This window comes from Streptococcus suis (genome assembly GCF_002960445.1).
Classification (GTDB): domain Bacteria; phylum Bacillota; class Bacilli; order Lactobacillales; family Streptococcaceae; genus Streptococcus; species Streptococcus hyiners.
In genome coordinates, this window is sequence record NZ_POJD01000294.1 from 13,077 (window position 1) to 28,483 (window position 15,407).

Here is a 15,407-nt window from a genome sequence, read left to right on the forward strand (position 1 = left end):
AAAAGGCCTGTTGAGACCTTTTTCTATCTTCCCTATTCAAACACAAACTGGTTGTGGTAGAGTTCGGCGTAGAAGCCGCCCTGTTTAAGAAGCTGGCTATGGTTGCCTTGCTCGATTACTTTTCCATCTTTGAGGACGATGATTTCATCTGCATTGAGGATGGTTTTGAGGCGGTGGGCAATGACGAAGCTGGTCCGTCCTGCGATAATGGCCTCCATGGCCTTTTGAATTTTGGCTTCCGTTACGGTATCAACGTTTGAGGTTGCTTCGTCCAAAATCAAGACTTGTGGATCTGTCAAAAGCGTACGGGCAATGGAAATCAGCTGTTTCTGACCTGTTGAGAAGACATTCTCATCATCGGTCACAAAGGTTTCATAGCCCTCTGGCAAGCTCATGATAAAATCGTGGATATGGGTGGCACGAGCTGCGGTTTCCACCATTTCCTGCGATATGCTCTCATCACCGAAGCGGATATTGTCCGCAATAGTACCCGAGAATAGCACCGACTCCTGCAAAACGATACCGACCTTATCCCGCAAGCTATCCAAGTCATATTCCCGAATATCACGACCGTCAAAAGCCACGCTACCACCATTGACATCGTAGAAGCGGTTAATCAAGTTCATAATGGTAGTCTTACCAGATCCCGTCGGACCAACGACTGCCACCATTTTACCCTTAGGAGCAGAGATAGACACCTTGTCCAAGACCTTCTGACCCGGCAGATAGCCAAAGTCGATGTCCTTGATTTCAACACCTTCTTTTAATTCGGTAAATAGCGGAGCGTTTTGAGGACGAACTTCCTCAGGCTCATCAAACATTTCCTGAATACGATGAGCTCCTGTGAAAGCTAGCTGCAATTCTGCCCAGCTGGCAGCAACCTGCATGATTGGCTGGTAATACTGTTGCGAATACTGAACAAAAGTCACTACCAGACCAAGTGCGGCAGCTGTTTCCAGCGAACTATCATTGAGAACAATGCTGGAGCCTGCAAAGATAACAATGGCCGTATTGACCAAGCTCATCCCATTCATAAATGGAAAGAGAATACCACCAAACAAGCGTCCCTTGAAGGTCGTACGGCGAACTTCTTCATTGAGTTCCAAGAAACCATCAATCGTCTCTTCCTGCACCCCCTGTACAATAATCGCTTTTTGTCCGGAAATTTTCTCGTCCATGTAGGCATTGAGCTTAGATACCGCAGCCTGTTGCTTATCCGTATATTTCCGTGATAGGCGGATGATAAGGACCAAGGCAATCAAGGCAACTGGCGTTGAAGCAATGGTCACCAAGGCCAAGCGAGTATCCTGACGGAACATCATGATGACCATACCAATATAAAGGGCGATGTTGGTCACCACTTGGGTCAAGGACTGGTTAAAAGCGTTTTGGATATTGTCCAAATCACTTGTAAAGCGAGAAAGAATATCCCCGTCCTTGTGGCTATCAAAGAAGGCAACTGTCAAACGTTCCAGCTTGCCAAACAAGCCCTTACGCATACGGTTGGTCGAATGAGCCACGATACGCGTGAAGAGGAGGGTGTAAATCAAGGAAGCCACAACCGTCGCCGCATAGGCAAAGAAAAGATTGAGCATAACCCCGTTAAAATCAGCCATGTCTGGCTGAAAGTCAGCCTGACCAGCTTGATTGGCCATAAAGTAAGCCTGCCCAATTTTCCCCATCTCCGCAATAGCATTTCCAAGGAAAACAGGCGTCTTAACCTGCAAGTAGGTCGCTGTCACAATGGCTAGAAAAATCACAGCAAAGGACAGTTTATAGCGTTTGAAATAAAACCAGAAAAAACGTAACGTCTTCATCTATTCCTCCCTCCCTTTCTGTGTTTCGTAGATTTCACGGTAGACATCATTCGTAGCTACCAACTCGGCGTGGGTACCTTGGCCGATCAGACGACCTTCGTCAAGAACCAAAATCTTATCAGCCTTGACAACAGAAGAAATCTTCTGGGCAACAATGACAGTGGTTGTCCCCTTCAAATCATGGTTGAGAGCCTCTTGGACTAGTTTCTCAGACTTGGCATCCAGGGCAGAAGTTGAGTCATCCAAGACCAAAACCTTAGGCTCGCCAATCACCCCACGAGCAATGGACATCCGCTGCTTCTGACCACCAGAGAAGTTATTTCCACGTTCTTCTACTTGGCTCTCATAGGTATCATCCAAGCGGTCGATAAATTCTTTGGCTTGGGCAATACCTGCGGCCCGCTCCAAGCGTTGCAAATCAGCACCAGGTGCCCCTTGACGCAGGTTGTCTGCAATGGTCCCCGAGAAGAGAATAGCCTTTTGCAAGACAATCGATACCGTATCACGCAGGGTGTTCTTGCTGACTTCTTTCAAGTCCCGACCACCGATGGACACCGTTCCTTCTTGCGGGTCAAACAAACGTGGGATTAGCTGAGCAAGAGTGGATTTACCCGCACCTGTTGCACCAACCACACCGACCATTTGCCCAGGCTCAATCTCAAATGAGATATTTTTCAAAGTCGGCTCTGTATCATGTGGATAGGTAAAGCTGACATTGTCAAAGACAATCTTACCAGTCAATTCTTCATCTGCCACATCCTTGAAGGTCATAGCAGGCTCCGTATCCAAGACCTCGCTGATCCGCTTAATAGAAATCGCCGCACGAGAAGCCTGCATACCCATAAAGCTAGTCATGATAATGGCAAACATGATTTGCATGAGGTAGCTCATAAAGGAAGTAAAGCCACCAACTGCCTCCAAGTTGGTTTCCAACATCCCGGACACCAAGTAGAGCGATGCAAAAATCGCCATGTAGGCAATCAACATCATCAGAGGTTGCAAAATAGAAAAACCGTAGCCGATAAAAAGGTTGAGGTCCAAGAGTTCGTTGGATACCTCCTTGAATTTAGCGTATTGATTTTTCTCCTGAACAAAAGACTTGACCACACGGATCCCACGTAAGTTTTCCTTGGCAATGCTGTTCATCTTGTCCATGAGGGACTGGAATTTACCAAAACGTGGTCCCATTTGCCCCATGACAACTGCCATAATGGCCATAATCAAGACCACCATGAGAATAATCATCCACCAGAGTTCTGGCATGGTCCGCACCGCCATGATGAAGGCTCCGACAAACAGCAACGGAACACGCATCAATACTGTGAAGAGCATCATGACAAGGTTCTGGATCTGATTGACATCGTTAGTCATCCGAACAACCAAGTTCCCAGCGTTAAACTCTTCGATATTGGCATAAGAGAAGCTTTGGATCTTCCGAAAGGTCTTCTCACGAATATCCGCAGATACTCCTTGTGAAATCTTAGCCGCTGAAATGGTATTGACAAGCCCTGCCAAAAGACCAATTCCAGCAATAATCAGCAGTAATTTGCCCACACGAACAATTTCATCCTTGTCATTGGCCAAGACTGCTGTCAAGACATCCTGCAGATAACTAGGTTGCATTAAGGTCGTTGCTACGACAATCGACGTCAGCAAGACCGATGCTAAGGCGTACCATTTATAGCGTAAAATGGCTTCTTTAAACATGTTTCTTCTCCTTATAGTGTTGAATATTTTCTTTTAATTGATCGGCTACTTGTCTAACCAAATCAAATTCTTCTTTTTGAATACCCCAAAATAGAGAATGGTGCATTTCTTCATGGAAGGCTTTCAGGTGACAGATTTTCCCTTGTCCCTTCTCTGTCAAAACCAACTGCTTATAACGTTTATCAACCTGAGAAGGCAGGACTTGGATAAAGCCATTTTTCTCCATTCTCTTGACCAGATTGCTGGCAACCGATTTGGAAATCTTCAATTCTACTTCTATATCTTTGACAAAGGTTTCAAGGTCTGACCGCTCCGCGATGAAACGCAAGGCCCAGCCCTGTGGACCAGCTAGGTGCTCCACATCGTATTCTTTGGCAATAGTTTCACTAATTTGTTCAATCTGATTGAGCAAGTTCCGAAAATCTGCAATAGTATGTCCCACGATAACTCCTTTCCTAGAATAATTATCATGAGAACTATTATAGTTCTCTTGGGAACTATTGTCAATGATTTCATCTTCAATTTTCTGAAAATGGCGCCAGTTTTCATACTTCCTGCTAGAAACATTTTTCTTTATCAAAGCAATATTTGACATGACTTGCAAGCTTTTATTTTTTGCTTATGGTATAATAGTAAAGAAATTAACTCAACTAGAAAGGATTTTCTATGACCAAACAAACTATTGCTATCTTGGGACCTGGTTCATGGGGGACTGCCCTGGCTCAGGTTCTCAATGATAACGGTCATACTGTCCGCATTTGGGGAAATATTCCCGAACAGATTGACGAAATCAATGAACAACATACCAATACCCGCTACTTTAAAGATATTGTCTTAGATGAGAATATTAAAGGCTACAAGGATTTGACAGAAACACTAGACGGAGTTGACGCTGTCCTCTTTGTTGTTCCAACCAAGGTGACCCGTCTGGTTGCCAAACAAGTTGCTCAAGCCCTTAAACACAAGGTTGTTGTCATGCATGCTTCCAAAGGGTTGGAACCAGATAGCCACAAACGCTTATCTGAGGTCTTGGAAGAAGAGATTCCTGCAGATCTCCGTTCAGAAATCGTTGTGGTTTCTGGACCAAGCCATGCAGAAGAAACCATCGTCCGTGACTTGACCTTGATTTCTGCAGCTTCAAAAGACTTGGAAACAGCTGGCTATGTGCAAAACCTCTTCAGCAACCATTACTTCCGACTTTACACCAACAACGATGTCATCGGGGTAGAAACAGCTGGTGCTTTGAAAAACATCATCGCTGTTGGTGCTGGAGCCCTTCATGGTCTTGGATTCGGTGACAATGCCAAGGCAGCTATCATTGCCCGTGGCTTAACTGAGATTACCCGCCTTGGGGTTGCCATGGGAGCCAATCCCCTAACCTACAGTGGTCTGTCTGGTGTCGGCGACTTGATTGTTACAGGAACCTCTGTCCACTCACGCAACTGGCGGGCTGGTGATTTGCTTGGTAAGGGTGAAAAACTGGAAGATATCGAAGCCAACATGGGCATGGTTATCGAAGGGATTTCTACTACCAAGGCAGCCTACGAATTAGCACAAGAATTGGGCGTTTATATGCCAATCACTCAAGCCATCTACAGCGTCATTTACCAAGGAGCTAGCATTCAGGACGCTATCAAAGATATCATGTCCGGCGAATTCCGCCATGAGAATGAATGGTCTTAATAAAAAGGAGATACGATGACAAAAAAAGTTAGAAAAGCTGTCATCCCAGCAGCTGGATTAGGGACTCGTTTCCTACCTGCTACTAAGGCGCTTGCCAAAGAGATGTTGCCGATTGTGGATAAACCAACCCTACAATTTATCTTTGAAGAGGCCCTTCGTTCCGGTATCGAAGATATCTTGGTCGTAACAAACAAGTCAAAACGTTCCATCGAGGACCACTTTGATTCAAACTTTGAGTTAGAGTACAACCTCAAAGAAAAAGGAAAAAATGATCTCTTGAAATTGGTTGATGATGCGACAGCCATTCGCCTACACTTCATTCGCCAAAGCTATCCCAAAGGGTTGGGAGACGCAGTCTTGCAGGCCAAGGCCTTTGTTGGAAACGAGCCGTTCGTTGTTATGTTGGGCGATGACCTCATGGATATCACAGACGATACCGTTAAACCAATCACTAAACAACTGATTGAGGACTACGAAGCGACCCATGCGTCAACACTTGCAGTTATGCCAGTCCCTCATGAGGAAGTTTCTTCATACGGTGTCATTGCCCCGCATGGAGAAGGTATCAACGGCCTATACAGTGTGGAAACCTTTGTGGAAAAACCAAAACCAGAAGATGCACCGTCTGATTTGGCCATTATCGGGCGCTACTTGCTAACTCCTGAAATCTTCAAAATATTAGAAAATCAAGAACCAGGTGCAGGCAACGAAATTCAGTTGACAGATGCCATTGACACCCTCAACAAAACCCAGCGTGTATTTGCTCGTGAATTCACGGGAAAACGCTACGATGTCGGAGATAAATTTGGCTTTATGAAAACATCGATTGACTACGCCTTGACCCACCCACAAGTCAAAGATGATGTGAAAGACTACATCATCGACCTTGCTAAACAATTCCAAACTGAAGAAGAAAAGTAAAAAACTAGCAACCGCTAGTTTTTTCTTATATCACATAAAATATACCTAATAGCACGGCAATCAAGCCCCAATAACCAATGAAACTGTAGAAAATCTGTTTTCCTGTAAAGAGATTTTTTTCCATAAGAGGCGGAAGGAACATCACAACCAAACAACCTCCAATAGCTCCTCCAATATGCCCTGCCATGCTGATGGTTGGATTAAAAAGTCCCAATACCAAGTTCAATCCCAAAAGGACCATATAGCGTTGACCAAGAACTTGCAGATAGGGACTACGACTGAATTTCCTCAAGAGTGCCATGGCAGCAAAAAGACCAAAGAGCGAGGTCGATGCACCTGCACCAACTACATCTGGTGTAAAGAAGAGTACGAAGAGATTTCCTATTATCCCAGACAAGATATACAGCAGGAAGAAGCGCCGTGCTCCAAACAGTCCTTCTAATTGATAACCCAAACCAAGCAAGGTGATGCTATTAAAGATAAAATGTTCCCAGCCAATGTGGACAAAGATGGGGGAAATCAAGCGCCACAACTGAGTTGGATCATAACGTACCACTTGGCCATACATGCCACCAAACTCAAAAATTGTATAAGCTGCCGTCGTCTGCCCAAATCGAAATACCTGTATCAAAAGAAAAACAAGAGCCGTAACCGCCAACAAGGCATTGGTCACAGGATAGCGCTTATCAAAAAAGTTCTTCAAAAATCAACAACTCCTTTACTGGAATATCAAATAGATCTGGTTCGAAATCATAGACTTGAAAGTATGCCAAGGTCGATGCCGTTTTCCCCTGATAATCTACTAGGTAGCGATCATAAAAACCACCACCATAGCCCACTCGAAAACCCGCATGGTTCCAAGCTAAACCGGGCACATGGACCAACTTAATCACAGACTTATCCACAGGTTGTGAATAAGTCCCAGGTTCCCAAACTCCAAACCTAGATTTCACCAAATCATCAGGATTATATTCTACAAAATCCATGCGCCCTTGTGAATAGGTCTTAGGGATGAAAATCTGCTTGCCATCCTTTTGAGCCTGCTCAATCAGGTAAGAAGTGTCAAACTCATGGGGCATGGAAAGGTAGGTCCCAAGCGACTGTGCGCTCTGATAGACCGCAGAAGCAAGGAGCCTTTCCGTCAGCTGCTGGCTCCATCTTGCTCTCTGACTACTAGTCATGCCTTTCAAGTTCTGCAAGGCTTCTCGTCGAATACTGGCTTTATCCACAGAAACTCCTTTTCATTCTGAAAAAGACTGGAAACCCAGTCTAGTTTGCTTTCATTTTCAAAAAATCACTCAACTTATCCACAGCAAAAGGAAGCACTTCCTCTTTGGGACTGAGGCGAGGGTTGTGAAGGGGATAAGGTGTATCCACACCCAACCAGAACATAACACCCGGCACCTTATTGAGCAGGTAGCCAAAGTCCTCACCCGTCATAGCAGGCGGACAATCAATCATCTCCACACCAGCAACCTGTTCAAAATAGGTCATCAGTTCATCTGCCAGCTGGGGATTGTTCTCCACAGGCAAGTAACCGCTAGGATTGAGCTCGATGTCCAGGTCCACTCCAAAGGACAGGGCGATTCCTTCTGCCACTTCCCGCACCCGCTTTTGCACCAGAAGACTCATGCTCTGGGTCAAAGCCCGAATGGTGCCATGCAAGAAGGCCGTTTCTGCAATGACATTATTTGTTGTGCCAGCATGCATGGAGCCAAAGGTGACCACAGCCCCCTCTATTGGGTCGACATTGCGGCTGACCACCGACTGAACCTGGGTCACAAAGTAGCTAGCTGCCACCAAGGCGTCATTGGCCGTATGGGGAAATGCTGCGTGCCCACCCTTTCCTGTAAACCGTATCTTGACTTCACAGGTCCCAGCAAAAAGGGTCGCACGGTTGGTGGCCATTTGACCGACTTTGAGGTCTGGTCGGACATGGAGCCCATAAAATTCATCTGGCAACCAATCCCCAAAAGCACCCGCTTCATACATGAGCATACCTCCTGCTAGATTTTCCTCCGCAGGCTGAAAGAGGAAGAGCAGATTGTTTCTCGGTTGCTGCTCTGCCATTTTCTCCAAAAGCCCCAAGGCAATGGTCATGTGGAAATCATGTCCACAGGCGTGCATCCTGTCTGGGTGGAGGGACTTGAAGTCCAGGTCCGTCTCCTCCACGATCGGTAGGCCGTCAATATCCGCCCGCCAGCCAACCGTCTTTTCAGGAGCGGTCCCTGTCAGATAGACCAAAATCCCAGTCTTCCAAGTGCGGACTTGGGCAAAAGTACAATCTTGCAGTAAACCTTCAATCGTTTCCATAAGAAAGGCGTGGGTCTTGAACTCCTCCATGCCCAGCTCTGGAATCTGGTGGAGGGCCCGGCGTGTCGCGATTAAATCTAGCATAGCTACCTCTTAAAGTGTCCGCAAAGCCTCTTCCAAGGCTGTTTTTTGTTGGGTTTGGGCGTCGATTTCCTTGATGATGCGGGCTGGTACACCTGCCACCACGACGTTTTCAGGGACGTCTTGAGTTACAATAGCACCGGCTGCCACAACAGAGCCGCTACCGATTTGCACACCCTCGATGACAACAGCATTGGCACCGACCAAGACATTGTCACCAACGCGAACTGGCTCGGCAGACGCTGGCTCGATGACACCCGCAAGGACCGCACCAGCACCAATGTGGCTGTTCTTACCAACCGTCGCACGTCCGCCCAAAATCGCACCCATGTCGATCATGGTACCTGGACCGATTTCCGCACCGATGTTGATCACCGCTCCCATCATGATAACAGCATTGTCGCCGATGGTCACTTGGTCACGAATAATGGCACCTGGCTCGATACGGGCGTTAATGTTACGTTTGTCAAGCAAAGGCACAGCTGAATTGCGGCCGTCTTGTTCTACAACGTAGTCCACATTTTCAGTCAAGTTTGCCAAGAGTGGCTCAACGTCCTTCCAGTCACCGAAGAGGACATTGCCAAGCTTTGTCACTTCAGCAGGAACAGGACCTGCCAATTCTCCTTCAAAGGTCACTTTAACAGTGGTCTTTTTCACAGCATTACCGATAAAAGCAATGATTTCTTGCGCAGTCATTTTTTGTGCAGTCATAATGTTTCCAATCTAAAAATAATATTTTTACTATTATATCAAAATTTTCTGAAAATTTGATGATGAAAAACAAAAAAATTAGAAGTTTTACCTCCTAATTTTCATCTATTATATTAATCCTCAATTTCTTTTCTCGGATTGACAGCTCCAACGATATAATCTTGAACTAAACCTGTGTCATCTAGTACAATTCCATGGAGAACTCCACCGTAAACAGCACCACCGTCAATCCCCATTTTCCCATCTGAACTGGTCCAGATTTGGCTAATGCGGAGCTTTGTTTGATAGAGGTTATAAACAGGGGTATGCCCAAAGACAATCATTTTCCCTGTGGTATTTTCAGCCTCATGGAAAGGAGTTCTAAGCCAGACTTTATCATGATTGCTGGTTTCGCGCCAGTCTGGTAAAGTCAAGTCCACACCAGCATGGACAAAGATATATCCTTCCGTTTCCACATGATAGGGACAAGATTTGACAAAATCAATCAGGTCCTCATATTGTTCCATCACTGCATTAGCATCTACTAATCCATCTACAGGAGCATCCAAGGGCCGTCCCAGAAGAGAGTTAATCGTTGTATCACCACCGTTCCGACGGTAATGGTCATAGCAGTCAACCGGATCACGTAACCAGGCCAGAAACATCCGTTCATGGTTACCCGTTAAACAAATCGCATCCTTTTCCCGTACCAATTGCCAAACCAACTCCAAACAGGCTTTGGAATTTTCCCCGCGATCAATCAGGTCACCCAGAAAAATCAACTGTTGTCGCTTCTCGTTCCATTTCTTTAAAATATCAAGCAGGAGTTCAAACTTACCATGAACATCTCCTACTACAAAAAATTCCGTTTTCATAGAGAATATTCTACCATATTTCTAAAGGAAAGAAAAACCGACCGTTTCCGGTCAGTTTGGTTTTCCTACAAACGTGCATTCAATTCTGCACCGAGTTCTTCAAATCCTGGTTTGCCAAGAAGAGCGAACATATTTTTCTTGTAGGCTTCTACACCTGGTTGGTCAAATGGGTTGATGGCATTGAGGTAACCAGAGATCGCAATTGCCAACTCGAAGAAGTAGAAGGTGTAACCAAGTGTGAACTCATCTTGTTGTGGAAGAGTGACAAACATGTTTGGTACGCCACCATCTGTGTGGGCAAGAAGTACGCCGTCCGTTGCTTTTTTGTTTACAAAGTCAACGTCCTTACCTTGCAAGTAGCCAAGACCGTCAAGATCTTCTGCCATGTCAGGAATGAGGATATTTTTTCTTGGTTTGTCAACACGAACTACTGTTTCAAAGATATTGCGGTTTCCTTCTTGGATAAATTGTCCAAGTGAGTGCAAGTCTGTTGAGAAGTTAGCAGATGTTGGGTTGATACCTTTTTGGTCCTTACCTTCTGACTCACCAGCCAATTGTTTCCACCATTCGCTGAAGTATTGGAGTGATGGCTCATAGTTTGCCAAGATTTCTGTTACATAGCCTTTTCTGTAAAGGATATTACGAACAGCTGCATATTGGTAAGCCTCATTTTCAGCAATCTTATCTGATGTGTAAGTCTTACGAGCAGCGTTTGCACCTTCCATCAGGGCATCAATGTCTGCACCAGCTGCTGCGATTGGCAAAAGACCAACTGCTGTCAAGACAGAGAAACGGCCGCCGACATCATCTGGAACTACAAAAGTTTCCCAACCATTTGCGTCCGCTTCAACCTTAACTGCACCTTTTGCCTTGTCAGTTGTCGCATAGATACGCTTGTTAGCTTCCTCTTGACCGTATTTCTTGACAAGCAATTCTTTGAAGACGCGGAAGGCAATAGCTGGCTCGGTTGTTGTACCTGATTTTGAAATCACGTTAACTGAGAAGTCCTTGTCAGCAACGTAGTCCACCAAGTCAGCAAGGTAGCTTGATGAGATAGAGTTTCCAGCGTAAAGGATTTGTGGAGCTTTACGCTCTTCACGAGTTTGCAAGTTAACAAAAGCATTGCTCAAGAAATCAATAGCTGCTTTGGCACCGAGATACGAACCACCGATACCGATAACCACCAAAACTTCACTTTCATTTTGGATCTTAGCTGCTGCTTCCTTGATACGCGCAAATTCTTCTTTGTCATAATTTTCTGGTAAATCCAACCAGCCGATAAAGTCGCTACCAGGACCTGTTCCTTGACGGAGCATTTGGTCAGCAAGCGTTACTTGTGGTTGCATATAGTCTACTTCTTGAGCACCAACAAATTGGCCCAAGACTTTTGAATAATCAAATGTAATATGTGTCATGTCATTCCTCCATTTATGTACCATAATATGATAACGCTTTATCATGTTTTTTTCAAGGAATTTATCAATTTTCATTTATTTTCATAAAACCGTGCTTGTGCGAATGTTATTTTCTGAAAATTGTTTGTAATTTACCCTTGCATAATAGTCTTCCAAGTACTCCCCGCTTTGTGTCACAGTTATCAATTCTGGACATAGCTTAGACAGTAAATAAAGCGGCAACAAACTGAGATACCAAATAGTCATCACTTCAAAAATGAATTTACTATTATTTCCTCGTTGAATATAGCGTTGTTTGTACTCCGCTTTTAGACGAGGATGGGGAATATAGATATGAAAAGGAATGCCCTGAGAAACAATGACCGTCAGTACCATCCTGACCAAAAAATTGAGGGCTACCAGGACCGTCTTTCCCTCTTCGTGTAAGGCATGGGCCCTGTTCACATATACATTTTTATAGTTCTTATCTTTAATGGGACGGGGAGTGGATTTCCGTTCTTCCTTGGTCAAATGTCTGACGCTGCTATTATCATACTTAATATCAGACATCTCCAAATCGACTACATGAGCATATTTCTTGGCCAGGGTCGTTTTCCCCATACCTGGAAAAGCAAATATAAACATAGGCCTTCCTCCTTTTCCCCTGTAGAATAGCAGAGCTAACAAAAAGTTTTCTTAAGTGGAAGTCTATTTTACTCCTTTTTCCCTATAAATCAATAGAAAATTCCAAAAATCAGTCCCCAGACGGAGATAAAAGTACTCGCTAGGCCAGTAGCCCTTATTTTGCCCCTATTTCTAAAAATTAGACAATGAAAACCCTCTGAAGAGCTTGATTTCAAAGGGGTTTTAGACTGTACGCAAAAAGAGCACACACCCGACTTCGCTTAGGGCTGCTGGATTCCTCCCCTGACCCGCTTCACGCACGAATGTTGCTCCACTTATTATTATAACACAAATCAATGAAAGTGCAAGTTTGGACTACAAACTAGCTATCCGAAACTGTCCCTTGCTGAGCTTTCAAGGCCTCTTTTTCTACTTTTTGTTTTTCTCTTCTCTGCCTAAAAAAGTCCTGCATGATTTGGGCACAAGAATCTTCCAAGAGCCCTGTTTCCACTTCCACACGGTGATTGAGGCGCTCATCCGTTAAAATGTCGTATAGGCTACCTGCCGCCCCAAACTTTTGATTAGTAGCTCCGTAAACTACATGAGGAATACGGGCCAAGCCGATTGCACCACTACACATGACACAGGGTTCAATGGTCACAAAGAGGGTCGTATCCAGCAAACGCCAATTGCCCTCCACTCGATTGGCCTCTTGAATAGCCATCACCTCCGCATGCATAATAGCCTGATTAAGCTCCTCACGGGCATTATGCCCACGGCCAATAATCTGTCCATCCTTGACAATGACACAGCCAATGGGAATTTCATCCTTCTCCAGCGATTTTTTGGCTTCAGTCAAAGCCTGGTTCATAAAATATTCTTTTTCTTCTTGTGTATAGTTCATAGGATTATTATAACAGAAATAGCGTCTAAACCTGAAACTTTTTCCCAATATCAAAAATACCTTCTCGCTTGGAGAAGGTAGGGGGAGAGCAATGATCAATTGATCGTTCAAAAGGTATTATAATATATTATTATTTTATTGTCAAGGACTAATTAACAATTTACAAGCTATTTGAACCGTCCTATAAATCAGTCTAGATAGGAGTGCTGTATAAAGTAATAGCAAAACCTGGAACACTTTATTCTATATTCCTTTTACTGTCCTTATATGTTATACAAAAATGCACAGATTGTTAAGAGAGAGATTTTGAAACTAGAAAACAGCCCCGAAGGGCTGTCTGTACAGTTTCTATTACAATTCTCCGACCAATTTCACTACGTTTTCTACAGTGAAGCCATAGTTGTCGATAACTGTTTGTGCTGGAGCTGATGCACCGAATGTGTCGATACCAAGGACTTTACCGTCAAGGCCGACATACTTGTACCAGCTTTGAGTTGCACCCATTTCGATAGCCAAACGACGACGGATAGCATTTGGAAGGATTTCTTCCTTATAGGCTGCGTCTTGAGCATCGAAGAGCTCAGTTGATGGCACAGAAACCACACGAACTTTTGTACCAGCTGCTTCTAGTTCTTTGGCAGCTTTGACAGCCAAGTTGACCTCTGAACCAGATGCAAGAAGGATTGTGTCAAAGCCTGCTGCTTCGTAAACCACATAAGCACCTTTGGCAACCTTGTCAAAGTCTGTTCCTTCTTCAACTGTCAAGTTTTGACGAGTGAGAACAAGGGCTGATGGTGTCGACTTGCTAGTCAATGACAAGTACCAAGCTGCCTGCGTTTCACGCGCATCTGCTGGACGGAAGACGTTGAGGTTTGGCATAGCACGAAGTCCTGCCAAGTGCTCGATTGGCTCGTGAGTTGGTCCATCTTCACCAACTGCGATAGAGTCGTGTGTGAAGACGTAAGTCACAGGAAGACCTTGAAGGGCTGACAAACGAACTGCTGCTTTGACATAGTCTGAGAAGACGAAGAAGGTACCACCATAGACACGAAGTCCACCGTGAGCTGCCATACCGTTCAAGATAGTACCCATAGCAAATTCACGCACACCGAACTGGATATTGCGGTTGAGTGGGTTTGCTGCATCCTGCAAACCATCTTCCTTGATGTAGGTCATGTTTGAGTGAGCCAAGTCAGCTGAACCACCGAGGAAGGTTGGCAAGACCTTAGCTGCTGCGTTGAGGGCATCTTGTGATGAGTTACGAGTTGCTTGTGAGAAGCCATTTTCGTAGACTGGGAAGTCTTCTGGTTTCACTTCTACTACATCGCGACCTTCCAAGATAGCTGTTACTTCAGCTGCTAATTCTGGATGAGCTTGCTTGTAGTCTTCTACTAATTTCACCCAAGCATCGTAAGCTGCTGCACCACGATCTGCTACATTTGCCTTGAAGTCCGCATAGACTTCTGCTGGGATTTCAAATGGAGCGTAGTTCCAGTCAAGTGCCTTACGAGTTGCTTCTGCTTCCTCTGGTCCAAGCGGCGCACCATGGACTGCGTTTGTACCTTGTTTGTTTGGTGAACCGTGACCGATGACCGTCTTGATTTCGATAAGAGATGGCTTACCAGCTGCTTTAGCTTTTTCAATAGCAGCAAAGATTGCATCCACATCTGTTCCGTCTGTTACGAGGTCTGTATGCCAGCCATAAGCATTGTAGCGAGCGCGCACATCTTCTGTGAAAGAATCTTTTGTTTCACCATCCAAGTTGATGTCGTTTGAATCATAAAGAACGATGAGTTTTTCTAATTTTTGAAGACCTGCATAAGAAGCCGCTTCTGCAGAAACACCCTCCATCAAGTCGCCATCGCCACAGATTACATATGTATAGTGGTCGAAGATTGGGAAACCATCGCGGTTGTACTTAGCTGCAAGGAAACGCTCAGCTTGAGCAAAACCTGTCGCAGTTGAGATACCTTGACCAAGAGGACCTGTTGTCGCATCAACACCTGCTGTGTGACCGAATTCTGGGTGACCTGGAGTTTTTGAACCCCACTGACGGAAGTTTTTGATTTCGTCCATGCTGACATCTTCAAAACCTGAAAGGTGAAGAAGTCCGTAAAGCAACATAGAGCCGTGACCTGCTGACAAGATAAAGCGGTCGCGGTTGATCCAGTTTGGTTGGGCTGGGTTGATGCGGAGTTCTTTAGTGAACAAGCTATAGGCCATTGGTGCCGCACCCATAACAACACCTGGGTGACCTGATTTTGATTTTTCAATGGCATCGATACCAAGGAAACGAATTGCGTTTACTGAAAGTTGTGACATCTTATTCTCCTTTAATAAAGTCATAGTTCTATTATACCATAAAGCGTTTTCGCTTGTCATTTTCAAAAGGCAGGAC

14 protein-coding genes and 1 other RNA gene are annotated in these 15,407 nt (G+C 44.9%); 2 read left to right on the forward strand and 13 right to left on the reverse strand.

Features of this window, described 5'->3' with window-relative positions:
• Nucleotides 1-32: 32 nt before the first annotated feature.
• From C1G53_RS10435 to C1G53_RS10445, 3 genes are read right to left on the reverse strand one after another with little or no spacing between them, the layout of a single operon-like run.
• Nucleotides 33-1,817, reverse strand: coding sequence for an ABC transporter ATP-binding protein (locus tag C1G53_RS10435; RefSeq protein ID WP_105118608.1), 1,785 nt, complete (start codon nucleotides 1,815-1,817; stop codon nucleotides 33-35).
• Nucleotides 1,818-3,524, reverse strand: a complete 1,707-nt coding sequence (locus C1G53_RS10440) for an ABC transporter ATP-binding protein (RefSeq protein ID WP_105118609.1) — start codon at nucleotides 3,522-3,524, stop codon at nucleotides 1,818-1,820.
• Nucleotides 3,517-3,966: a MarR family winged helix-turn-helix transcriptional regulator gene (locus C1G53_RS10445; protein ID WP_105118673.1), complete on the reverse strand. Its 450-nt coding sequence runs from the start codon at nucleotides 3,964-3,966 to the stop codon at nucleotides 3,517-3,519. Before C1G53_RS10445 ends, C1G53_RS10440 begins: the two co-directional genes overlap by 8 nt.
• 224 nt (nucleotides 3,967-4,190) lie before the next feature.
• On the opposite strand from C1G53_RS10445, the gene C1G53_RS10450 reads away from it, so the two are divergent.
• Both C1G53_RS10450 and galU read left to right on the forward strand, forming a co-directional pair.
• Complete coding sequence (locus C1G53_RS10450; protein WP_105113399.1) at nucleotides 4,191-5,207, forward strand: NAD(P)H-dependent glycerol-3-phosphate dehydrogenase; 1,017 nt, start codon at nucleotides 4,191-4,193, stop codon at nucleotides 5,205-5,207.
• Between the two features lie 15 nt (nucleotides 5,208-5,222).
• A complete protein-coding gene (galU, locus tag C1G53_RS10455; RefSeq protein WP_105118610.1) occupies nucleotides 5,223-6,128 on the forward strand; it encodes a UTP--glucose-1-phosphate uridylyltransferase GalU in 906 nt (301 codons plus the stop codon).
• Between the two features lie 25 nt (nucleotides 6,129-6,153).
• Here galU and C1G53_RS10460 read toward each other — a convergent pair whose 3' ends face one another.
• The 10 genes from C1G53_RS10460 to tkt form a co-directional block, all read right to left on the reverse strand.
• Entirely contained in the window at nucleotides 6,154-6,831 is a 678-nt protein-coding gene (locus C1G53_RS10460) for a rhomboid family intramembrane serine protease (protein WP_105118611.1), read from the reverse strand.
• A complete protein-coding gene (locus C1G53_RS10465; RefSeq protein WP_105118612.1) occupies nucleotides 6,815-7,357 on the reverse strand; it encodes a 5-formyltetrahydrofolate cyclo-ligase in 543 nt (180 codons plus the stop codon). Before C1G53_RS10465 ends, C1G53_RS10460 begins: the two co-directional genes overlap by 17 nt.
• Before the next feature lie 40 nt (nucleotides 7,358-7,397).
• A complete protein-coding gene (locus C1G53_RS10470; protein WP_105118613.1) occupies nucleotides 7,398-8,525 on the reverse strand; it encodes an N-acetyldiaminopimelate deacetylase in 1,128 nt (375 codons plus the stop codon).
• Between the two features lie 9 nt (nucleotides 8,526-8,534).
• Nucleotides 8,535-9,233 (reverse strand): 2,3,4,5-tetrahydropyridine-2,6-dicarboxylate N-acetyltransferase, encoded by a 699-nt coding sequence (gene dapD, locus C1G53_RS10475; protein WP_024376132.1) that lies wholly within the window; start codon nucleotides 9,231-9,233, stop codon nucleotides 8,535-8,537.
• A gap of 113 nt (nucleotides 9,234-9,346) precedes the next feature.
• On the reverse strand, nucleotides 9,347-10,087 hold the full coding sequence (locus tag C1G53_RS10480; RefSeq protein ID WP_105118614.1) for a metallophosphoesterase: 741 nt from the start codon (nucleotides 10,085-10,087) through the stop codon (nucleotides 9,347-9,349).
• Nucleotides 10,088-10,152: 65 nt separating this feature from the next.
• Nucleotides 10,153-11,502 (reverse strand): glucose-6-phosphate isomerase, encoded by a 1,350-nt coding sequence (locus C1G53_RS10485; protein ID WP_105118615.1) that lies wholly within the window; start codon nucleotides 11,500-11,502, stop codon nucleotides 10,153-10,155.
• 81 nt (nucleotides 11,503-11,583) lie between these two features.
• Complete coding sequence (locus C1G53_RS10490; RefSeq protein WP_105118616.1) at nucleotides 11,584-12,126, reverse strand: hypothetical protein; 543 nt, start codon at nucleotides 12,124-12,126, stop codon at nucleotides 11,584-11,586.
• A 224-nt stretch (nucleotides 12,127-12,350) separates the two neighbouring features.
• An RNA gene (ffs, locus tag C1G53_RS10495) (signal recognition particle sRNA small type) lies at nucleotides 12,351-12,446 on the reverse strand.
• A gap of 41 nt (nucleotides 12,447-12,487) precedes the next feature.
• Nucleotides 12,488-13,009, reverse strand: a complete 522-nt coding sequence (gene tadA / locus C1G53_RS10500) for a tRNA adenosine(34) deaminase TadA (RefSeq protein WP_105118617.1) — start codon at nucleotides 13,007-13,009, stop codon at nucleotides 12,488-12,490.
• A gap of 351 nt (nucleotides 13,010-13,360) precedes the next feature.
• Nucleotides 13,361-15,331: a transketolase gene (tkt, locus tag C1G53_RS10505; RefSeq protein ID WP_105118618.1), complete on the reverse strand. Its 1,971-nt coding sequence runs from the start codon at nucleotides 15,329-15,331 to the stop codon at nucleotides 13,361-13,363.
• Between the last annotated feature and the right edge of the window lie 76 nt (nucleotides 15,332-15,407).

What these genes read in the sequence shown, in the direction of transcription:
- C1G53_RS10435 (WP_105118608.1), bottom strand. Translation starts at nt 1,817, where the DNA reads ATGAAGACGTTACGTTTTTTCTGGTTTTATTTCAAACGCTATAAACTG.
- C1G53_RS10440 (WP_105118609.1), bottom strand. Translation starts at nt 3,524, where the DNA reads ATGTTTAAAGAAGCCATTTTACGCTATAAATGGTACGCCTTAGCATCG.
- C1G53_RS10450 (WP_105113399.1), top strand. Translation starts at nt 4,191, where the DNA reads ATGACCAAACAAACTATTGCTATCTTGGGACCTGGTTCATGGGGGACT.
- galU (WP_105118610.1), top strand. Translation starts at nt 5,223, where the DNA reads ATGACAAAAAAAGTTAGAAAAGCTGTCATCCCAGCAGCTGGATTAGGG.
- C1G53_RS10470 (WP_105118613.1), bottom strand. Translation starts at nt 8,525, where the DNA reads ATGCTAGATTTAATCGCGACACGCCGGGCCCTCCACCAGATTCCAGAG.
- dapD (WP_024376132.1), bottom strand. Translation starts at nt 9,233, where the DNA reads ATGACTGCACAAAAAATGACTGCGCAAGAAATCATTGCTTTTATCGGT.
- C1G53_RS10480 (WP_105118614.1), bottom strand. Translation starts at nt 10,087, where the DNA reads ATGAAAACGGAATTTTTTGTAGTAGGAGATGTTCATGGTAAGTTTGAA.
- C1G53_RS10485 (WP_105118615.1), bottom strand. Translation starts at nt 11,502, where the DNA reads ATGACACATATTACATTTGATTATTCAAAAGTCTTGGGCCAATTTGTT.
- C1G53_RS10490 (WP_105118616.1), bottom strand. Translation starts at nt 12,126, where the DNA reads ATGTTTATATTTGCTTTTCCAGGTATGGGGAAAACGACCCTGGCCAAG.
- tadA (WP_105118617.1), bottom strand. Translation starts at nt 13,009, where the DNA reads ATGAACTATACACAAGAAGAAAAAGAATATTTTATGAACCAGGCTTTG.
- tkt (WP_105118618.1), bottom strand. Translation starts at nt 15,331, where the DNA reads ATGTCACAACTTTCAGTAAACGCAATTCGTTTCCTTGGTATCGATGCC.